The following is a 19984-nucleotide window of genomic DNA, read 5'->3' as shown; positions in this document are numbered from 1 at the left end:
CATGGCGATCAAAGTCATCAAGGCCGACACCCGCGCCTGGCGCCCGTACCGCTTCCCGCCGCGCTGCGCCACCGCCAGCGCCGACAACCATGGCTGGGACAGCGACCCGGCGGCACGCCAGCGCGCCATCTCCGAAGGCTTCCAGGAAGGGCTGGAGAAAGGCTACCAGGACGGCGTCGGTGAAGGCCGTGAAGCCGGCCTGCGCGAAGGCTTCGAGGCCGGTCGCCAGGACGGCCTGCGCAAGGGGCGCGAGGAAGGCCGCGCGCTTGGGCGGCAGGTATTCGACGAAGCCAGCGCACCGCTGCAGGCCGCCGTCGAAGCCTTCGGCGAATACCACCAGGCCTTCCAGCGCAGCCGCCAGAAAGAGCTGCTGGAGCTGGTGCAGAAGGTGGCGAAGCAGGTCATCCGTGTCGAGCTGACACTCAACCCGACGCAACTGCTGACCCTCGCCGAGGAAGCCCTGGCCGCCATGCCGGGTGAGCAGGGCGATGTGCAGATCCTGCTCAACCCGGAAGAATGCGCGCGCATCCGCGAGCTGAACCCCGAGCGCGCCGCCAAGTGGCGACTGGTGCCGGACGAGCGCCTGGCGCTGGGTGAGTGCCGCGTCGTCACTGCCCAGGCCGAAGCCGACATCGGCTGTCAGCAGCGCCTGGACAGCTGCATGGAAGCCCTGAGCGCGCACCTGCAGGACGAAGACTGACATGGCCCTGGGCGACGGCTTCAAGCTCGAAGAAGCGCTGCGCTCACTGGACTCGGTCCAGCTGGCGCGGGTCAGCGGTCGCCTGGTACGGGTCTCCGGCCTGCTGCTGGAGAGCCTCGGCTGCCGGCGCATGACCGGCCAGCGCTGCTACGTGGAAGTCGCCGACGGCGAGCGCCTGGAGGCGCAGGTGGTCGGCTTCAACCGTGACATCACCTACCTCATGCCCTTCAAGAAACCCGTCGGCCTGACCTCCGGCTCGCGGGTCTTCCCGGCGCCGGACGAAGCCGTGCTGCACATCGATCATTCCTGGCTGGGGCGCGTGGTCAACGGCCTCGGCGAACCCCTGGACGGCCTCGGCAAGCTTGCCGGTCGCCACCCGTTGCCCACCGAGTTGCCGCAGGTGAACCCACTGCGCCGGCGCCCGGTGTCCGAACCGCTGGATGTCGGCGTGCGCGCCATCAACGGCCTGCTGACCCTGGGCAAGGGCCAGCGCGTCGGCCTGTTTGCCGGCAGCGGCGTGGGCAAGAGTGTGCTGCTGGGGATGATCACCCGGCAGACCAAGGCCGACGTGGTGGTGGTCGGGTTGATCGGCGAGCGCGGCCGCGAGGTGCAGGAATTCATCCTGCATTCCCTCGGCCCGGAAGGCTTGCAGAAAGCCGTGGTGGTGGTGGCGCCTGCCAATGAATCGCCGCTGATGCGCCTGAAGGCCACCGAGCTTTGCCACAGCATCGCTGCGTATTTCCGTGACCAGGGCAAGGACGTGCTGCTGCTGGTGGATTCGCTGACCCGCTACGCCATGGCCCAGCGCGAGATCGCCCTGGCGCTGGGCGAGCCGCCGGCCACCAAGGGCTATCCACCGTCGGTGTTCGGCCTGCTCCCGGAGCTGGTGGAAAGTGCCGGCAATGGCGAGGGCGAGACGGGCAGCCTGAGCGCTATCTACACCGTGCTGGCGGAGGGCGATGATCACCAGGACCCGATCGTCGACTGCGCTCGCGCCATCCTCGACGGGCACATCGTGCTGTCGCGCCGGCTGGCGGACGTCGGGCACTACCCGGCGATCGACATCGGCGCCTCGGTCAGCCGTTGCATGAGCCAGGTGGCGGACCCGGTGCATCTCTCCGCGGCGCGCCAGTTCAAGGAGTTCAGTGGCACCTATGAGCGCATCAAGGAGCTGATTCCGCTGGGTGGCTATACACCGGGCATGGATGTGAAGACCGACCGGGCCGTGCAGCTGGCGCCCATGCTGGAGCGCTACCTGCGCCAGGAAACGGCCGACGGCGCCGAGCTGGGCAACAGCGTCGCCACCCTGCAAAGCATCGTCGGGAGCCGCTGATGAAGGCGCAGATCGACATGCTCGGGCGCCTGGCCGACGTGCGCGGCGGCAAGGTCCGCGAGCTGTTGGGGCGGGTGAACTACCAGCAGAGTCTCTGCCAGCGTTACCGCAACAACATCGCCGGGCTGGATCGCCTGTGCGGCTTCAGCGTGGCCACCAGCACGCCGCTGCAGCGGCACAACCAGCAGCAGTACAAGGCGACCCTGCACAAGATGCTGCAGTTGCAGCGCCGCGAGCTGGAGGTCGCAGAGCAGACCCTGGCGCGCATCCAGGGCGAACTGATGGCGGCCATGCGCAGCGAGAAGGTGCTGGCCCAGGTGATCGAGGCCAAGGTCGGCCAATGGCAGCTGCAACTTGCGCAGCAGGAACAGAAAATCCAGGATGGCCTCGCCGCGCAGTCCTGGTGGCGGGCGCGGGGGTGACATCCGCCGGCTGTTTGGTGAACTCGCGCTATGGCATTTAAGTTTTCCTCCGGGGCGGTCGCCCTCTGAGGGAAAGCCCAAAAAATACTCGGATACACACCATGGAAATCACCCGGCAACTGACCAGCGTTGCGCTGGCCACCAGCGAGTCCGCCAAGAGCGCACGCAGCGAGCGTGCCGCCCCGGTGGCCGAGACCAGCGCGAGCGCGCCGGTCAACGATTCGCTGCGCCTGGACGAAATGCAGGAAACCCTGCGCGCCATGCCGGACGTGGACCAGAGCCGCGTTGCCCAGATCCGCCGCGCGCTGATGAATGGCGAACTGCAGAACGACACCAGCGTGCTCGCCACCAGCATCCTCTCCTACCATCGCGGCAGCGACGCATGACCCAGCGCGCGCGGCTGCTGCAGGTGATCGAGCAGGACATCCAGCAGGATGGCCGCGACTGCCTGGCGCTGCGCGACCGCCTGCAGGAGCTGTACCGCCACCTGCTGGCGCGGGACAGCGCGCAGATCGAAGCGCTGAACCCGGACATCCAGGCGCTGCTCGACTCCGTCGCGGGCCGCGCCCAGCGCCGCAGCCGCGTGCTGCGCGCCTTCCACCTGCCGATGGACGCCGACGGCATGCGCACGCTGCTGTCCAACTACAAGCCGCCGCACCGCGAGGAACTGCAGCAGGAGTGGCAGCAACTGGGCCAGCTCACCGCCCAGTGCAAGCGCCTCAACGAACGCAACGGCAAGCTGCTGGCGATGCACCACGACATCCTCAGCCAACTGATGGGCGATCCGCGCGAACAGCCGGTGTATTCGCGGCAGCCTTACTGACGAGCGCCTTTGGGCTGGACATTGTTCGCGAGCAAGCTCGCTCCTACAACGAGCGCTCCCCTGTAGGACCGAGGGGGACGCCTAGTCCTTGCTCGCGAACCGCACGGCACCATCGCCAGCGCGGACGAAGTCCGCTCCTACGGCGACGTTTGTGTCTACGACTCTCCCCGAAAATCACCTCGTCAACTTCCTTAACGAATCCCTCTCCACGGTCGCCCTTCCTCTGCATCAGGGCGCGTGCCCGGCAGGCGGAAATGCCGCTTCCCGCTGCGCGCCAAACCACGCCGGGCGGAAGTTGGACTTCTCCCTGGTCAACCCGCAAAGCCCCGTGCGACGGGCCTCCCGGCATTGGCACCGTAATTGCTCTGCCGGGATGAAAGAGGTGGATTCAGATGGCGACCATAGATTCCGATTACGTCAAAAGCATGGCCCAGCAGCTGGCCACGTACGAAGTGCAGAACGGCCTGAACAAGGCTGACCGCAACAAGTCCTCGTACCAGTCCCAGCTGACCGCAGTGACCTCCCTGGAGTCGGCGCTCAAGACCTTCTCCTCGGCGGTGAAAAGCCTGCAGGGCGTGACCGGCAGCAACACCAGCATGCTGGTCAACAGCGCCACCACCAGCAAGGACGGCTACCTCACCGCCAAGGTGGACAAGAACGCCGTGCCCGGCAGCTATGACTTCTTCGTCGAGCAGCTCGCCACCAGCCACCAGCTGTCCTTCTCCGGCCTGCAGGCCGGCGATATCGACACCCAGGGCACCCTGACCCTGACCCAGAACGGCAAGTCCTTCGATATCGACCTGAGCAAGATCGACACCGACGGCGACGGCAGCAACTCGCTGGACGAGCTGGCCGCGGCGATCAACAAGGCCACCGACAACACCGGCGTGAAGGCCACCCTGGTACGCAGCAACGGCCAGGTATCGCTGGTGCTGGGCGCCGAGAAGTCCGGCGCGGAGAACGCCATCAGCCTGTCGCTGAGCGGCACCGACAGCGCCAACAGCGCCTTCGAGAACGCCATGGGCAATCCGCAGGAACTGTCCAAGGCGCAGGATGCACGCGTCCGCCTGGGTGGCGAGAACGGCATGCTGCTGACCAACGCCAGCAACACCTTCGACAACATCATCGACGGCGTCAGCGCTACCTTCACCCAGGCGCAGAAATCCGGCGAACAGGCCATCCGCCTGACCGTCGCCCAGGACCAGAGCGAAACCAAGAAGAAGGTGCAGACCTTCATCGACGCCTTCAACGCCCTGGCCAGCACCATCGACAGCCTGACCGCCGCCGGCGACCAGAACGGCAATTCCCGTGGCGCCCTGGCCGGCGACTCCAGCGTGCGCGCCATCGAGAACGCACTGAACCAGATGGTTCGTACCAGCTTCGGCGGCGCCAACCTGATCACCCTGGGCATCAGTGCCGACCGCAGCGGCAAGCTGACCCTCGATGCGACCCGTTTCGAGAAGGCCATCGCCAGCGATCCCGAGGCCCTGGACAAGCTGTTCATGGGCAAGGGCAACCTGCTCGACAGCCTGGACAAGGGCGTCGCGGTGTACACCAACAGCACCAATGGCGTCATGAAGAACCGCAAGGACGCCCTGAACAACAGCCTGCGCCGCGTCGACGATGACTACGACAACCTGCAGAAGCAGTACGACACCTACTACGCGCGCTACCTCAAGCAATACACCTCGATGATGCAGACCATGCAGTCGATGGACCAGACCAGCGGGATGTTCGGATGAGCGCCTACGGCATGAACGAAAGCTACGACAGCTACCGGATGATCGACCTGGAGTCCAAGGCCGCCTCGTCCTCGCCCTACGAACTGGTGCTGGTGCTGTTCGACGGCCTGCTCGACGAACTGGCCCGCGCCCGCGGGCACATCGAGCACAAGCGCTACCAGCAGAAGGGCCGCTCCCTGGAGAAGTGCCTGAACATTCTCAACGGCCTGAATGGCGCGCTCGACTACGAGAACGGCGGCGAGACCGTGCAGGGCCTGGCGCGCCTCTACGACTACTGCATCTACCGGCTCTCCGACGTCAGCGTGTCGCTCGACGTCGCCGGCATCGACGAAGTGGTGCGCCTGCTGGGCATCCTGCGCGAGGGCTGGGAGGGCGTGAGTGCCGCACGTGGATGATCGCCGGCGCCTGCTCGAGCTGTACGAACGGCTCGGCTCGGCGCTGCAGCGCAAGGACTGGAAAGCCATGGGACAGGTTGACCTGGCGATCCGCGCGCAACTGGTGGCGATGTCGTCGCAGACCGGGCTGGCGGCCGACGTGCTGCTGGCCAGGAAACATTTGAAGCGCCTGCACGAGCAGGCGTCGCAGGCCTGCGCCGAGGAGTGCGAGCGCTTGCGCCGCCTCCTGCTTTCGCACCTGGAATACGCCGAGGGACGCTCGGCGTACATGCAGGTGGACACGTACCAGGAGGGTCGATAGACCGTGATCCAGCTACCGACCCAATCCCTGCCCACTGCCAGCCGCGATGTAGCTCCGGTGGCCGAGGCTCGCCCGCAGGATTCGCGCCGCGATGCCCCCGACGTTGCCAGCTTCCGCGACCAGCAACTGGCGCAATCGAATGCCGGTGAGCGGAGCATTACGGTGCAGTCCTTCCTCGCGCAGTTCGATACCGCGCAGGTCGATGAGCCTGTGCAACAGCCCGGCACTGTGCGGCCGGTGCTGCCCGAAGAGCTGCCCGCCGAAACCCGCGACAGCGATGCACAGGGCCGGCAAACCGAGCAGGCCTCACCCTCCGGTGCAGAGAACTGGCTGGCCGGCATGCTCAGCCAGGCCGGGCTGGTGGTGCAGGCGCGGGACAATCCGCCGGCGCAGACTGCCGCGCAGGTATCCGGGTTCGCTACCCCGCCCATCGATTCTTCCGCCCAGCCAGCGCCTGCCGCGGTGAAGCCGGAAGACATGCTGCTGCCACCCGCCGAGCTCTCCGAAGAGCCGGCCAAGGCCACGCCGCCGGCCCCCCGCGAGGCAACCCAGAGCCAGGCACAGACCCTGCTGCAACAGCACCTGGCCGCCAGTGCCCAGGGGCCGGAATCCGCCGCGCCGCAACTGCCGGCGGTAGCGCTCGAGCATCGTCTTCCGGCGGCTGACAACGGTGCACCGCCCGCGCCCAGCGCGCCGGCGACGCCGTTGTTCGACAAGCCGCTGCACCTCAAGGGCAACAACGATGCCCACTGGGGCGAGCAGATGGTCAGTGCCCTGCGCGACAACGTCGAACTGCAACTCGGCCAGCGCGTGCAGAACGCCACGATCCGCCTCGATCCCCCGGAGCTGGGCGCCCTGGAGATTCTCGTGCGGCATGAGGCCGGCCAGCTCAACGTGCAGATATCGGCCAGCAATGGCGACGTCGTGCGTCTGCTGCAGAACACCAGCGAGCGCCTGCGCCAGGAGCTGGTCGGGCAGAACTTCCTGCAAGTCAACGTGCAGGTCTCGTCCGATTCGCAGTCCGGCCAACAGGGCCAGCAGAACCGCCAGCGCTTCGCCGAGGAACAGCTCGCGGTCGCCGCCAACCCGCGTGATACGCAGGCGAGCGAGGGTGCCGCGCCGCGTGGCGACAGCGACGTACTGATTACCGTGTAGGCCCTCAGCGGCCCGCATTCCCACAGGATTTTTCGAGAAACCCCATGTCCACGCCGCGTCTCGTTCTACTGATGCTCATCGTGAATATCGCCGTCGTGCTGGGCGGCGTGTTCGTCAATTACAGGATGATCAAGGCCGCCAGCCTTGCCCCGGTGGCTGCGGTTGCCGACAAGGACGGCGGCAAGGAAGAAGCCAAGGAAGAGGAGGAGCAGGAAAGCGCCGAATACCTCTTCGTGCCGGTGGAGAAGATCATCGTCAGCTCCCGTGGCGAAGACCGCGAACACTACTTCGTGATCGATCTGGTGCTGCAGGCCAAGGCCGAGCAGGAGCGCAAGAAGCTGGAAAGCGTCGCGCCCATGGTGCGCAGCTCGGTGGTTGCGAACCTGACCCCGGAGAAGTTCGAAGTGCTGCGCGCCATGCCCATCGGCGAGGTGCAGGCGCGCCTGGAAAAGGCGGTGATCGACGACTTCGCCGCGCGCAAGGTGGTGGTGCCCTTCGAGCACGTGATGCTCAGCAAGATGATCGTCCAGTAAGCCGCCATGCACGCCCTTCGCGATCCCGCGCACGACTACGCCGGCGAGAACGGTGGCCATGCCCGCCTGTCGCCGGCGGCCGAGCAGCGCTGGATGATGCAGTACCTGCCGCTGGTGCGACGCATCGTCAGCCAGCTGTCGCTGCAGGCCAACCAGGTGCTGGATCGCGAGGACATGGAGCAGATCGGCCTGATGGGTCTGCTTGAGGGCCTGCGCCGCTACGGCGAGCCGGACGAGCAGTTCGGCCGCTTCGCAGCACTGCGCATCCGTGGCGCCATCCTCGACGAGCTGCGCCGCCAGGACTGGCGCCCGCGACAGGTGCGGCAGCAGGCGCACAAGGTGCGTGATTCGATTCGCGCGCTGGCTCGCCAGCTTGGTCGCATGCCCAGTGACGAGGAAGTACTCGCCGCTACGGGTCTCGACGACGCGGGCTACCAGGATTACCTGCGCGCCGAGTCGTCCGAGGCCATCGAGAGCTTCGACGCACTGCTGCAAAGCGGCCACGACGGCGTGCAGGGCAGCGGCGACGCGCTGGAAGAGCGGGTGCTCAAGGAGCGTCTGCTGGCCCAGGCGCTGGAGCGCCTTAATGAACGCGAGCGATTGATCCTCAACCTGTACTACCAGCACGAACTCAACCTCAAGGAAATCGCCCTGGTGCTGGAGCTGACCGATGCACGCATCTGCCAGTTGATGAAGCAGGCGATCGGCAAGTGCAGCCGTTTCCTCAACGACCCCGACACACTGTGAAGAACCCATAACCATGCAGAAAATCATCGGCGCCCTGATCATCATCGCTGCCGTGCTCGGCGGCTACGCCATGGCCCATGGCGACATGCGCGCACTCTGGCAGCCGGCGGAGATGCTCATCATCCTCGGCGCCGGTCTGGGCTCGCTGGTCGTTGCCAACCCGCGCGAAGTGCTGCTGGAGATGTGCTCGCAGATCAAGGGCGTATTCGTATTCAAGCGTCGTGGCGAGGAGTTCCAGCGCCAACTTCTCATGCTGCTCTACGAGCTGCTGGAGATGGTCGATGTCGGCGGCCTGAAGGTGCTCGATGCGCATATCGAGGAGCCGGACCAAAGTGAACTGTTCGCCCGCTATCCGCTGATCCTCCAGGAGAAGAACCTGATGGCGTTCATCGCCGACAACTTCCGCCTGATGGCCATGGGCAAGATCAGCGCCCACGAACTCGAAGGCTTCCTCGAGCAGGAGCTGGACGCCATGGAGCACGCCCTCCTGCAGCCGTCCAAGTCACTGCACAAGGTCGGCGAGGCGATGCCCGGCTTCGGCATTCTCGCGGCGATCCTCGGCATCATCATCACCATGGGCAACATCGGTGGCTCGGTGGCGGAGATCGGCGCCCACGTGGCCGCCGCACTGGTGGGCACCTTCTTCGGCATCTTCGTCTGCTATTGCCTGATGGACCCACTGTCCAACGCCATGTCACAGCGCGTGAAGACCGAGCTGTCGGCGCTGGAATGCGTGCGCACCACGCTGGTCGCACACGTCGCCGGCAAGCCTACGCTGCTGGCGGTGGACGCCGGGCGCAAGTTGATCGAACAGGACGTGAAGCCGGCCTTCAAGCAGCTGGAGACCTGGGTCACCCGCTATGAGGAAGAGCGGGACGCAGCATGAAGAAACGTGCCGACAAGCACAGCGAAGTCATCATCAAGCGGCGCAGCAAGAAGGGTCACGATGATGAACATGGCGGCGCCTGGAAGGTAGCTTTCGCCGACTTCACCCTGGCGATGATGGCGCTGTTCATGGTGCTGTGGATCGTCCACCCGCAGACCGAGCCGCAGCCGGTGGCGGTGGGCGACCAGGACGCCAACCCGGTGGTGGATGGCGGCGCCGGCGTGTTCGATGGTGCCAGTCGTACGCCCACCGAGCTGGATGGCATGCCGCAGCCGATCAAGACGCCGGAGAAGCCCGCGCCGCAGCTCGCGCTGGACGCCGGCAAGCAGGGCAAGGCCGGCGAGCAGGCGAAAGACTCCAGCGTGCCGCAGGACGACGAAGGCCGCCATTACGACAGCAACGAGGACCTGCGCGAGCTGGCCGAGCTGATCCGCGAGGTGTCCGGCAAGGTCGATGCGCTGGCCAACATCGAGGTGACCGTGGTGCCGCAGGGGCTGCGCATCCTGATCAAGGACGACCAGCAGCGCTTCATGTTCGCCCGCGGCCAGGCCACCCTCGACCCGCACTTCCAGACCCTGCTCGGCGCGCTGTCCGGCGTGCTGTCCAAGGTGCAGAACAAGCTGATCCTCAGTGGCCACACCGACGCGGTGCAGTACCGCCGGCCGGATGGCTACAACAACTGGAACCTTTCCGGCGACCGAGCCCTGCGCGCGCGCAACGTGATGGTCGACAGTGGCCTGCCGGCCGCGCACGTGCTGCAGGTGGCGGCGCAGGCCGACGTCATGCCGCTGCGCCCGGATGATCCGGAGAACGGCGCCAACCGGCGCATCGAGATACTCCTGCTGACCCAGCGCGCGGAGAGCCTCTACCGGGAAATCTTCGGCGAGAGTTATGCCCAGGTGCATTACTCGGCGTCCGGCGCAAAGCTCGTCGAGCCGCAGCCGCAGCCGCAGCCGCAGCCGCAGAAAGCAGGGGCGCCGGCGTCAGCGGCGGTCGAGGCAACAGCTCCCGCGGCGAGCGCGGAGCTCCGGTTGAAGCTGTGAAGTGCTCAGCGGTTGCGCAGATGGCGCGGGCAGAACACCTGGCGCGTCTCCACGCCATAGAGGCAACTGCCCAGCGGTTCGAGGGTGATGCGGGCGCCGCGCTGGCGGCCATAGAGCAGGCTGAAGATCAGCTCGCTGTCCAGCCCGCTGTCGGCCTGCAGGTTGCTGATGCTGTTCTCTTCCACCTGCAGCTGGTAGCGCCCGGCGAGGTCGCTGCCGACCTGGCCGGAGACTTCGAGGATGTTCGAGTCCTGCTGGATCATCGAGTAGAAGCGCCCCTCGTGGAACATGGTGGTCTGGGCGATCTCCAGCACCTTGCCGTTGCTCAGCAGCACCTGGCCGGAGGAAGCGTAGCGTCCGTCGATGGGAGAGGTGCCGTGGGCATGCTTCCACAGCATGCCCAGCGCCAGGGCCAGGCAGATCACGCCAAACAGCGAAATCAACAGGCAGCGGCGGGCCACGCCGGTCTGGCGGCGTAGGTTCAGTTCAGGCACTTGCGCAGCTGCTCCTGGGGAATCCGGGCAACCTGGCTCTCATGGATCAGCAGCCAGTTGGAGTTGCCTTCGGGTTGCACGCAGACCAGTTCGTAGAAGCCCGAGGTCATGTGCAGCATGAGGCCGATGGGGCGAGTGGCCAGGTCGGCCAGTTGCTGGGCCAGGGGGCGGGTGTTGCGCATGAGCTGCTGCAGGTCCTGTTCGTTGTCTTCGACATAGGTGATCTGCAGGGAGCCGACGTTCTGTTCGGCGGTGAGGACCGGACTGCGCACCTGGGTGTAGTAGAAGGCGCCGGAGAGGAACAGCAGGCCGAGGATGCAGAGGCTGGCGGCGGCGAGTTTCAGGCGCCGTGGATTCGGCGCTCGCGGCGCTGGCGAGGGGTTGCTGGCGCCCCCCAGCGGAATCACTTCCGGGGTGGCGTCCGTCACTTCCGCATCCGGCTCGCCGGCCTGGCTGACCAGGTACTGCGGATTGAACATGTAGCCGCGGCGCGGCAGCGTCTGGATGATCTGCCGCTGCTTCTCGTCCGCCAGCACCTGGCGCAGGGTGTAGATCTGCTGGTTCAGGCTGCCCTGGCCGACCACACGGTCGGACCACGCATGCGTCAGCAGTTCATCGCGTGCGACCACGTCCCCCGGGCTCTGCAGCAAGCGCTCGAGAACCCGGCTGCCGGAAAAACCCAGGTCGATACGCTCTACCTGGCCATCACGGTCGAGGTCGAGTTGGTAGAGCGCGGGATAGAACTGCGCGACGCAATCGGAACGCCCGGTCCGGAGGGTCAGGCACGTGATCGGCCGACTGTCCGGTAGCGTGGAAGTGAGTGTGTTCATCGTGCCCTTGCGAGCCGCTCCCTTGACGGTCGCGGGAAACTCCATTTGTCCATGGAGGCGGAGGCATTATTTTGACGTCAGAAAAATGTGGGTGCAAGTTCTGAATTTTGCACACTCGTGCTTGCGTTTTTCATACAAGCCTCGAAACCACTGCCGCAGAGGGGCCACACCGCGACCCAGGGTCGCAATGCCACTTGTCAGCGTACCCGCAGACAGCAAAACGCCCCGCCGGGGCGGGGCGCTCGCGGATCAGGGGGCGCGAGGCGGGGGGCGCCTCGCGCAGGCCGGGCATTAGCCCAGCAGGCCCATGATCATGCTGGGCATCTGGCCAGCTTGCTTGAGCATGGAGATGCCGGACTGCATCAGCATGGAGTTCTTGCTCATGTTGGCGCTCTCGACGGCGAAGTCGGCGTCCATGATGCGGCCCTTGGACAGGTCGGTGTTGTCCTTCATGTTGGCCAGGTTGTTGGAGGTGTGCTGCAGGCGGTTGATGTTCGCACCGAACTGCGCGCGCAGGGCGCCGATGGCGTCCAGGGCATCGTTGGCTTTATCGATGGAACCGTTGGCGCCAGCGATGGTTTCCAGCTCGGTACCGGCGGCCGGGGTCGCGGCGAACTGGGTGGTCAGCGCGCCCAGGGCGGTGGTCACGGCGCCCAGTTGAGTGGTGACATCGACTTTCAGGGTTTCGGCCTTGTCCGAACCGATCTGGAAGGTCACGCCGCCAGTGGCGCCGAACTTGCCGGCGGTGCCGGAAACGCTGAACAGGTTGTCACCGGCGAACTTGGTGTTGGCGATGATGTTGGTCAGCTCCTTGCCCAGCTCGTTGAACTCGGCGGACAGCGCCTTGCCGTCGTCGGTGGAGTTGGTGCCGTTGGCGGCCTGGGTGGCCAGGTCCTTCATGCGCTGGGTGATGTCGGTCAGCTCGCTGAAGGAGCCGTCAGCGGTCTGCATCAGGGAAATGGCGTCGCTGGTGTTGCGCATCGCCACGTCCATGCCACGGGACTGGGCGTTCAGGCGGGTGGCGATCTGCAGGCCGGCGGCGTCGTCGGCGGCGGAGTTGATGCGCAGGCCGGTGCCCAGGCGCTGCTGGTTGGTGGCCAGCAGGTTGTTGGTCTTGCCCAGGTTGGTCTGGGTGATCAGCGAGGAGTAGTTGGTTTGAATCGACAAGGCCATGGTGGACTTCCTGTATGAGCTGAATGAAGCCGGCGTTGTGCCTGCTGAAGGGGTAAGGCGACAGCTCGCGGAGCAGGATTAAGGGCGGATGAAAAAAATTTGGCGCGGGGATTCCGGCGATCGCCTCGTCGACCTTCTTCCCCTAAGCCATGTGCCCTGATGCGCAGGATCGGTCATCTATGTTGTTGAGACATATCTGACAGCCCTGATGCCGGGGTGCGGCTAAGCTCCCCAGGTCCACATGGTTGTGGATCGTTCGTATGAACCGCTCGTTCCGAACCCCTGAGAAGGACCTTCATGATTTCCGTCTACCAGCTCAAGTCGCGTTTCCAGAACCTGCTCCGTCCCCAGGTCACCCGTCTCCACGCGCGTGGCGTTACCGCCAACCAGGTGACCCTGGCCGCCTGCGGCCTTTCGCTGCTGGTCGCGCTCGCCGTCGCACTGCTCGCCAGCCACGCCTGGATATTCCTGTTGATCCCCCTGTGGATGTTCCTGCGCATGGCGCTCAACGCCATGGACGGCATGCTCGCCCGCGAGTTCGGTCAGCAGTCGAAGCTCGGCGCCTACCTCAACGAACTGACCGACGTGATCGCCGACAGCGCGCTGTACCTGCCGTTCGCCCTGCTGCCGGGTGTGAGCCCGGCGCTGGTGGTGCTGGTGGTGGTGCTCGCGGTGATCAGCGAATACGCCGGCGTGCTCGGGGTGATGGTCGGTGCCTCCCGGCGCTACGACGGGCCAATGGGCAAGAGCGATCGGGCACTGTGCTTTGGCGTTTTCGGCGTGGCCGTGGCGGCCGGGCAGCTGCCGCTGGTCTGGCTGAACCCGCTGCTGGTGCTGCTGGCACTGCTGCTGGTGCTGACTATCGTCAACCGGGTGCGCCAGGGGCTGGCCGAGCAGAAGCAACAACAGGGCGGTTGAGCAAGGGCCGCCATGTCAGGACAGGGACCGGACAGTCCCGCAAGCCATCGAACAGAGGAAGTTATGCGCGAGTCTTCGAATCATCACTTCGTTACCCATGACGGCGTCGAGCTGTTCTACCGCCACTGGCCGGCTGCCGCCGGTGACGCGCCGCGCCGCGCGGTGCTGCTGTTCCACCGTGGCCATGAGCATTCCGGGCGTATCGGCCACCTGGCCGACGAACTCGACCTGCCCGGCTTCGACGTGTTCGCCTGGGACGCCCGTGGCCACGGCCAGTCCCCGGGAGCGCGTGGCGACAGCCCGAGCTTTGGCACCAGCGTGCGCGACGTGCAGACCTTCGTCGAGCACATCGCCGCCACCTACGGCATCGCCGTCAGCGACATGGCGGTGGTGGCGCAGAGCGTCGGCGCCGTGGTCGCCTCCACCTGGGTGCACGACTACGCGCCGCCGATCCGCAGCCTGGTGCTCGCCTCGCCGGCGTTCAAGGTCAAGCTCTACGTGCCTTTCGCCCGGCCGGGCCTGAAGCTGGCGCGCTGGTGGCGCGGCAACTTCTTCGTCAACAGCTACGTGAAGGCGAAATTCCTCACCCATGACCCCGAGCGCATCGCCTCCTACGACAGCGACCCGCTGATCGCCAAGGCCATCTCGGTGAACGTGCTGCTGGGCCTGTATGAGGCGGCCGACCGCGTGGTGGCGGACGCCCAGGCGATCCAGGTGCCGACGCAGCTGCTGATCTCCGGTTCGGACTTCGTGGTGCACCGCAAGCCGCAGCAGCGCTTCTTCGACAGCCTCGGCACCGCGCGCAAGGAGCTGCACGTACTCCCCGGTTTCTTCCATGACACCCTCGGCGAGCTGAATCGCGAGCAGGCCGTGACCCGCGCGCGGCGCTTCATCCTCGAATGCTTCGCCCGCGAGGCGGAGCGACCGGACCTGCGTGACGCCGACCGCTTCGGCTACACCTGCGCCGAGGCGGAAGCACTGGCGACGCCACTGCCCAACTTCTCGATCCGCGATCTCTACTGGCGTGCCACCCGCGCCAACATGCGCCTCGGCCGGCTGCTGTCGGACGGCATCAACCTGGGCTTCCAGACCGGCTTCGACTCCGGCAGCACCCTGGACTACGTCTACCGCAACCAGCCCGCCGGTGCGGGGCCGGTGGGCCGGATGATCGACCGTACCTACCTGGAGTCCGCCGGCTGGCGCGGCATCCGCCAGCGCAAGGTCAACATCGAGGAACTGTTGCGCCTGGCCATGGCCAGCCTGCGCGAGCAGGGGCGCGAGGTGCGCATCCTCGACATCGCCGCCGGCCACGGGCGCTACATCCTCGAAGCGTTGCAGGGCGTCGAGGCGCTGCCGGAAAGCGTGCTGCTGCGTGATTACAGCGAATTGAACGTGCGCGAAGGATCGGCGCTGATCGAGCGCCTCGGCCTGAAGGCGCGTGCGCGTTTCGTCCAGGGTGATGCCTTCGATGGCGCGGACCTCGCCGCCGTAGCACCGAAACCGACCCTGGCGGTGGTGTCCGGCCTCTACGAACTGTTCGCCGACAACGCCATGGTCGGCGGCTCGCTGGCGGGGCTCGGCGAAGCAGTCGAGGAAGGTGGCTACCTGATCTATACCGGCCAGCCCTGGCACCCGCAGCTCGAACTGATCGCCCGCGCCCTCACCAGCCACCGCGCCGGGCAGGCCTGGGTCATGCGTCGCCGCACGCAGCTGGAAATGGACCAACTGGTCGAAGCGGCGGGCTTCCGCAAGCTGGCCCAGCGCATCGACGAGGACGGCATCTTCACCGTTTCCCTGGCCCGCCGGGAGCGACGCTGATGGCATCGATGCCGCCGCGTGACCCCGGGGTATTTCTCCGTGCGGTGATCTGGCTGTTGTGCCTCGGGCCGTTCTTTTTCCTGAGCTACGGATTCGCCAACTGGGTGGCAGGGCAGCGCGAGTCGGTCGGCGTGCTGGTGTTCGACTGGGAGCGCGGCATGCCCCTGTGGCCCTGGACGATCATTCCGTACTGGTCCATCGACCTGCTCTACGGGCTGTCCTTCCTGCTTCCGCGCACCCGCCGGGGCCTGGATTGCCATGCGCTACGCCTGCTCACTGCGCAGGTCGTGGCGGTGAGCTGCTTCCTGCTGTTTCCGCTTCGCTTCAGCTTCGAGCGACCGATGCTGGGTGGCTCGTTCGGCTGGCTGTTCGACCTGCTGATGGGCTTCGACAAACCCTTCAACCAGGCGCCCTCGCTGCATATCGCCCTGCTGGTGATCCTCTGGGTCGCCTACGGTCGCTATGCCAGTGGCGCGTGGCGCTGGCTGCTGCACGGCTGGTTCGCGTTGATCGGCCTTTCCGTGCTGACCACCTGGCAGCACCATTTCATCGACGTGCCGACCGGTGCGTTGCTCGGCTTCCTTTGCGTATGGCTGTGGCCGCGGGAAGTCGCCTCGCCATTGCAGGCGCGGAAGCTCAGCAGCGATCCGCAGCGCCGCCGGCTCGCCGGTTTTTACGCAGCAGGATCGCTGCTGTGCCTGACGGTTGCGCTGGCCGGTGGCGGCCTGTGGCTCTGGCTGTGCTGGCCGGCTGTGTCCCTGGCACTGGTCGCGCTCTGCTACCTGGCCATCGGCCCGGTGGGTTTCCAGAAGCGTCTGGACGGCCGCCACTCCACGGCGGTCTCCTGGCTGCTGGCCCCCTACTGGCTGGGCGCCTGGCTCAATGCGCGCTGGTGGACGCGTCACCACCCGCAGCCAGACGAGGTGCTGCCCGGGCTTTGGCTCGGACGCCTGCCGGACTGGTACCGGCCCCAGCACTCCCCGAGCCTGGCGATCCTCGACCTTTGCGCGGAGTTGCCCTGTACTGCGCTGACCCGCCGCTACCAGTGCCTGCCGCTGCTCGACCTGGTTGCGCCCGGAGTCGAGCAATGTCGGCAAGGTGCGCAACTGATCGAGCAGATGCGCACCGAGGGTCCACTGCTGGTGTGCTGTGCGTTGGGCTACTCACGCAGCGCCACGCTGGTAGCGGCCTGGCTGCTGGTTTTCGGCCATGCGGCCAGCGTGGAGGACGCGGTGGCACTGATTCGCCGTGCGCGGCCGCAGATCGTGCTCAAGGGCGAGCAACTGGCGGTGCTGGCGCAACTCGCCGGACAGCCGCAACTGTCAAAGGAGATGAGCCATGCCAACTGATCCGGGACTGATTCTGGTCGCCAGCCTGCTGCGCCGCGGCAGTAGCCTCAACGGCCTGTCTTCCGCACTGACGGTGCTGGCCCTGGCGCTGGGTTTCTATGGTGCGCTGATGGCCAGCGCCACCCTGGCGTTCAGCCTGAGCATGGCGCTGCTGGTGCTGCTTGGCCTGGTGCAGAAGTTCTACGCCATGCGCGTGGCGCTGGACGCCGACCTGTTCGAAGCCATGGCCAACGCCGGAGAAGCGCTGCCGGAGAAAACCCGGCAGCTGGACGAGGCGCTGGCCACCTATGTCGGTGTGCCGGCAGAGCTGTCCGGCCGCGCCTGGAGCGAACGCAGCCGTGGCGCGCTGGCCTTGCTGCGCCGGCAGGTGCTGCTCTGCGCAGTGCAGTGGCTGGTCGCGCTGCTGTGCCTGATTACCCTGACTTTCCAATCCTGAGGAATCCACCTGCAATGCTGGAACGACTCTTCGCCTACGCCATCATCGCCGGCGCCCGTGCGGTGACCGGCCTGCGCAGCCTGTGGATCGGCACCACGCCGATCCCGGCGCAGCGCATCTACTACGCCAACCACAGCAGCCATGGCGATTTCGTCCTGCTCTGGGCCTCGCTGCCGCCGGAGCTGCGCTCGCGCACGCGGCCGGTGGCCGGCATGGACTATTGGGGCAAAGGTGGCCTGCGTGGCTTCATCATCAATCGTGTGTTCCATGGCGTGCTGATCGACCGCACGCGCGGTGCCGAGGGCGGCAATCCGCTGGAGCCCGTGGAGCGCGCCCTGGCCGACGGCGATTCGCTGATCCTGTTCCCCGAAGGTACCCGCAATCTCGACGAGGAAGTGCGCCTGCTGCCGTTCAAGAGCGGCATCTATCACCTGTCCAAAGCCCATCCCCAGGTGGAACTGGTGCCGGTGTGGCTGGACAACCTCAACCGTGTGATGCCCAAGGGGCGCGCGTTGCCGCTGCCGCTGCTGTGCACCCTGAGCTTCGGCGCACCGCTGGCGGTGGAGGAGGGCGAAGCCAAGGAGGCCTTCCTGGAGCGCGCCCGCGAGGCGCTACTGAAGCTCGCCACGGCGGAGGGTCGTTGAGATGAACCAGACCTGGCTGCTCTTCGGTGGCATCGGCGCCATCCTCGTCCTCGCCTCGCTGGTCGGCGCAGTGCTGCGCTGGCGCGCGCCGGCGGGACCGCACGCGGTGATCGACAATCTCAACGCGCGGATCAACGCCTGGTGGGTGATGGTTGCGGTGATCGGTTGTGCCTTCGCCCTGGGCTACTGGGCGGTGATCCTGCTGTTCTACGGGGTCTCGTTCTACGCCCTGCGCGAATTCCTCACCCTGATGCCGACGCGCCGCAGCGACTATCCGGCGCTGGTCGCGGCGTTCTACTTCGTGCTGCCGATGCAGTACCTGCTGATCGGCATTGGCTGGTACGGGCTGTTCTCCATCTTCATTCCGGTGTACGTGTTCCTCCTGCTGCCGATCCTCGCCTCGCTGGGTGGCGACTCCAAGCACTTCCTCGAGCGTGCCTCGAAGGTGCAGTGGGCGCTGATGCTGGCGGTGTTCTGCATCTCCTACGTGCCGGCGCTGCTGACGCTGAACATCGAGGGGTATGAAGGGCGCAACCTGCTGCTGATCGCCTTCCTGGTGATCGTCGTGCAGCTGTCCGACGTGCTGCAGTACGTCTGCGGCAAGCTCATGGGCAAACGCAAGATTGCGCCGAACCTGTCGCCGTCCAAGACCCTGGAAGGCTTCGTCGGCGGCGTGACGCTGGCCACGCTGATCGGCGGCGCGCTGTGGTGGATCACGCCCTTCACCTTCTGGCAGGCACTGCTGATCGCCCTGATGATCAACATCCTCGGCTTCTTCGGTGGGCTGGTGATGTCGGCGATCAAGCGCGACCGTGGCGTGAAGGACTGGGGGCACATGATCGAAGGCCACGGCGGCATGCTCGATCGCCTGGATTCGGTGTGCTTCGCCGCGCCGGTGTTCTTCCACTTCGTCCGTTACTGGTGGACCTGACTTCCGTCGGAAATCCGCCGGGCGCTCCGGGGTAACCAATCCGGAGCGCCGGTTCACGGCTACGCTTGCCTTGCTCATCGATGGAAATTCACTGACGAACTGTCGCATGGCAACAGGGCGTTTTGGGTGTAGGTAGTCGAATCTGTGCGGGGCCATGAAGCAATGAACACTCTCTTTGCGCGAGTCACCGGCGAGGCCGCGTCTTGAGCGTCTCGGCCGGCGCTTTCCCCTTTACCTGCCTGGTCACCGCCATCGGCTCTTACTCCGCCGAATCGGTGATCTCATCATTGCGCGAACACTGGTGCGCGCGAGTGGTGGGGACCAATACCCAACCCCGCGACTGGTGCACGACCTCGGCCTTGCTGGATACCTTCCATCGGGTTCCTCCGGCGAGAAATGTCAGCGAGTATGTGGAGTGCATCCTCAGGATCTGCGAGGCCGAGCAGGTGACCCATGTGTTGCCGCTGATCGACCCGGAGGTCGATGCCTTTGCACTGCACCACGAAGCGTTCGCCGAGCGCGGCATCACGCTGTGCATGCAGCCGCTGGAGACCATTCGCGTCGCCCGCGACAAGTGGCTGGTGCACCAGGCCTTCCGCAATGATCCTCTGATCCGCACGATACCCACCTGGCGCCTGGAGGACCTGCCCGTGTCGGGGCTGGACCTGCCGCTGATCGCCAAGCCGCGTGACGGGCGCAATTGCGAAGGCCTGATGCAGGTGCGCGATGGGGACTTCCTGCACTACGTGCGCAAGCGTTTCTCGGACCGCGACTACATCGTTCAGCCCTTGCTGCCGGGTGAGGTCTGCGTGGTGGATGTGGTGCGCCAGCAGAGCAGCGGGGACTGGGCGGCCATGGCGCGCCAGGAGCTGGTGCGCACGCCTACTGGCGCGGGCCTGACCGTGCGCATGCTGGCCGATCCGCAACTGGTCGAGATGGCCGGTCAGGTCGCCCGCGTGCTGGGCGTGAACGGCTGTATCAACATGGAGTTCCTGGTGCAGGACGGCGAGGCGCTGCTGATGGACGTCAATCCGCGCTTCTCCGGCGGGATCGCCTTCAGCCACCTGTCCGGCTACGACATGGTCTCCAACCATCTGCGCTGTTTCCGCGAGGCGCGGCTGGATGAACCGGTGCTACCGGCCCCGAGCATTCACGCGCGGCGGCTGGTGGAGGTGACCACCTGCACGGGGCAACCGGCACGCGTAGGAGCGGACTCTGTCCGCGATGTCCTGTCGCCGTTTCAGCGTTGAAGGGCCCTGCGGGAGCGGACGCGCGCCACCTGTGGGTTCGCTGTCCGCCGCGCAGCCGATC

23 protein-coding genes are annotated in these 19984 nt (G+C 66.2%); 20 read left to right on the top strand and 3 right to left on the bottom strand.

Annotation, left to right across the window (positions count from 1 at the left end):
- Position 1 precedes the first annotated feature (1 nt).
- The 13 genes from fliH to ACNFH5_RS01835 all read left to right on the top strand — a co-directional run bounded on the left by fliH (position 2) and on the right by ACNFH5_RS01835 (position 10080).
- On the top strand, positions 2 to 700 hold the full coding sequence (fliH, locus tag ACNFH5_RS01895; RefSeq protein WP_416743809.1) for a flagellar assembly protein FliH: 699 nt from the start codon (positions 2 to 4) through the stop codon (positions 698 to 700).
- A gap of 1 nt (position 701) precedes the next feature.
- Entirely contained in the window at positions 702 to 2033 is a 1332-nt protein-coding gene (gene fliI / locus ACNFH5_RS01890) for a flagellar protein export ATPase FliI (RefSeq protein ID WP_416743807.1), read from the top strand.
- Entirely contained in the window at positions 2033 to 2455 is a 423-nt protein-coding gene (locus tag ACNFH5_RS01885; protein ID WP_416743805.1) for a flagellar export protein FliJ, read from the top strand. The genes fliI and ACNFH5_RS01885 overlap by 1 nt, the downstream gene beginning before the upstream one ends.
- A 101-nt stretch (positions 2456 to 2556) precedes the next feature.
- Positions 2557 to 2841 carry a flagellar biosynthesis anti-sigma factor FlgM gene (gene flgM / locus ACNFH5_RS01880; RefSeq protein ID WP_416743803.1) on the top strand — a complete coding sequence of 95 codons (285 nt, stop codon included), beginning with the start codon at positions 2557 to 2559 and terminating at the stop codon, positions 2839 to 2841.
- A complete protein-coding gene (gene flgN / locus ACNFH5_RS01875; RefSeq protein WP_416743801.1) occupies positions 2838 to 3278 on the top strand; it encodes a flagellar export chaperone FlgN in 441 nt (146 codons plus the stop codon). The genes flgM and flgN overlap by 4 nt, the downstream gene beginning before the upstream one ends.
- Before the next feature lie 392 nt (positions 3279 to 3670).
- The gene (gene fliD, locus ACNFH5_RS01870) at positions 3671 to 5020 is read left to right on the top strand and encodes a flagellar filament capping protein FliD (protein WP_416743799.1); all 1350 of its coding nucleotides are present in this window, start codon (positions 3671 to 3673) and stop codon (positions 5018 to 5020) included.
- Positions 5017 to 5415 carry a flagellar export chaperone FliS gene (gene fliS / locus ACNFH5_RS01865; RefSeq protein WP_416743797.1) on the top strand — a complete coding sequence of 133 codons (399 nt, stop codon included), beginning with the start codon at positions 5017 to 5019 and terminating at the stop codon, positions 5413 to 5415. Before fliD ends, fliS begins: the two co-directional genes overlap by 4 nt.
- Positions 5399 to 5716: a hypothetical protein gene (locus ACNFH5_RS01860; protein ID WP_416743795.1), complete on the top strand. Its 318-nt coding sequence runs from the start codon at positions 5399 to 5401 to the stop codon at positions 5714 to 5716. The genes fliS and ACNFH5_RS01860 overlap by 17 nt, the downstream gene beginning before the upstream one ends.
- Before the next feature lie 3 nt (positions 5717 to 5719).
- Complete coding sequence (locus tag ACNFH5_RS01855; protein WP_416743793.1) at positions 5720 to 6871, top strand: flagellar hook-length control protein FliK; 1152 nt, start codon at positions 5720 to 5722, stop codon at positions 6869 to 6871.
- A 44-nt stretch (positions 6872 to 6915) separates the two neighbouring features.
- Positions 6916 to 7404 carry a flagellar basal body-associated FliL family protein gene (locus ACNFH5_RS01850; protein WP_416743791.1) on the top strand — a complete coding sequence of 163 codons (489 nt, stop codon included), beginning with the start codon at positions 6916 to 6918 and terminating at the stop codon, positions 7402 to 7404.
- Between the two features lie 6 nt (positions 7405 to 7410).
- Positions 7411 to 8151 (top strand): FliA/WhiG family RNA polymerase sigma factor, encoded by a 741-nt coding sequence (locus ACNFH5_RS01845; RefSeq protein ID WP_416743789.1) that lies wholly within the window; start codon positions 7411 to 7413, stop codon positions 8149 to 8151.
- A 13-nt stretch (positions 8152 to 8164) separates the two neighbouring features.
- Complete coding sequence (gene motA / locus ACNFH5_RS01840) at positions 8165 to 9037, top strand: flagellar motor stator protein MotA (protein WP_416743788.1); 873 nt, start codon at positions 8165 to 8167, stop codon at positions 9035 to 9037.
- The gene (locus ACNFH5_RS01835) at positions 9034 to 10080 is read left to right on the top strand and encodes an OmpA family protein (RefSeq protein WP_416743786.1); all 1047 of its coding nucleotides are present in this window, start codon (positions 9034 to 9036) and stop codon (positions 10078 to 10080) included. Before motA ends, ACNFH5_RS01835 begins: the two co-directional genes overlap by 4 nt.
- 5 nt (positions 10081 to 10085) lie before the next feature.
- Here ACNFH5_RS01835 and ACNFH5_RS01830 read toward each other — a convergent pair whose 3' ends face one another.
- From ACNFH5_RS01830 to lafA, 3 genes are all read right to left on the bottom strand, one after another.
- Positions 10086 to 10574: a hypothetical protein gene (locus ACNFH5_RS01830; protein ID WP_416743784.1), complete on the bottom strand. Its 489-nt coding sequence runs from the start codon at positions 10572 to 10574 to the stop codon at positions 10086 to 10088.
- Positions 10562 to 11404 carry a winged helix-turn-helix domain-containing protein gene (locus ACNFH5_RS01825; protein WP_416743782.1) on the bottom strand — a complete coding sequence of 281 codons (843 nt, stop codon included), beginning with the start codon at positions 11402 to 11404 and terminating at the stop codon, positions 10562 to 10564. The genes ACNFH5_RS01830 and ACNFH5_RS01825 overlap by 13 nt, the downstream gene beginning before the upstream one ends.
- Before the next feature lie 291 nt (positions 11405 to 11695).
- Entirely contained in the window at positions 11696 to 12577 is an 882-nt protein-coding gene (gene lafA, locus ACNFH5_RS01820; protein ID WP_416743780.1) for a lateral flagellin LafA, read from the bottom strand.
- A 297-nt stretch (positions 12578 to 12874) separates the two neighbouring features.
- On the opposite strand from lafA, the gene ACNFH5_RS01815 reads away from it, so the two are divergent.
- The 7 genes from ACNFH5_RS01815 to ACNFH5_RS01785 all read left to right on the top strand — a co-directional run bounded on the left by ACNFH5_RS01815 (position 12875) and on the right by ACNFH5_RS01785 (position 19923).
- A complete protein-coding gene (locus ACNFH5_RS01815; RefSeq protein ID WP_416743778.1) occupies positions 12875 to 13495 on the top strand; it encodes a CDP-alcohol phosphatidyltransferase family protein in 621 nt (206 codons plus the stop codon).
- A 63-nt stretch (positions 13496 to 13558) separates the two neighbouring features.
- Positions 13559 to 15313, top strand: a complete 1755-nt coding sequence (locus ACNFH5_RS01810) for a bifunctional alpha/beta hydrolase/class I SAM-dependent methyltransferase (RefSeq protein ID WP_416743776.1) — start codon at positions 13559 to 13561, stop codon at positions 15311 to 15313.
- 8 nt (positions 15314 to 15321) lie between these two features.
- A complete protein-coding gene (locus tag ACNFH5_RS01805; RefSeq protein WP_416744374.1) occupies positions 15322 to 16662 on the top strand; it encodes a phosphatase PAP2/dual specificity phosphatase family protein in 1341 nt (446 codons plus the stop codon).
- Positions 16652 to 17098: a hypothetical protein gene (locus ACNFH5_RS01800; protein ID WP_416743774.1), complete on the top strand. Its 447-nt coding sequence runs from the start codon at positions 16652 to 16654 to the stop codon at positions 17096 to 17098. Before ACNFH5_RS01805 ends, ACNFH5_RS01800 begins: the two co-directional genes overlap by 11 nt.
- A gap of 14 nt (positions 17099 to 17112) precedes the next feature.
- Entirely contained in the window at positions 17113 to 17742 is a 630-nt protein-coding gene (locus tag ACNFH5_RS01795) for a lysophospholipid acyltransferase family protein (protein WP_416743772.1), read from the top strand.
- A 1-nt stretch (position 17743) separates the two neighbouring features.
- Positions 17744 to 18673: a phosphatidate cytidylyltransferase gene (locus ACNFH5_RS01790; protein ID WP_416743770.1), complete on the top strand. Its 930-nt coding sequence runs from the start codon at positions 17744 to 17746 to the stop codon at positions 18671 to 18673.
- Between the two features lie 203 nt (positions 18674 to 18876).
- Complete coding sequence (locus ACNFH5_RS01785; protein ID WP_416743768.1) at positions 18877 to 19923, top strand: ATP-grasp domain-containing protein; 1047 nt, start codon at positions 18877 to 18879, stop codon at positions 19921 to 19923.
- Positions 19924 to 19984: the final 61 nt, after the last annotated feature.

This window comes from Pseudomonas sp. NY15435 (genome assembly GCF_048068295.1).
In the GTDB taxonomy this organism is placed as follows: domain Bacteria; phylum Pseudomonadota; class Gammaproteobacteria; order Pseudomonadales; family Pseudomonadaceae; genus Pseudomonas.
The sequence above is the reverse complement of the archived record's forward strand: the minus strand, read 5'-3'. Positions and strand labels throughout refer to the sequence as shown.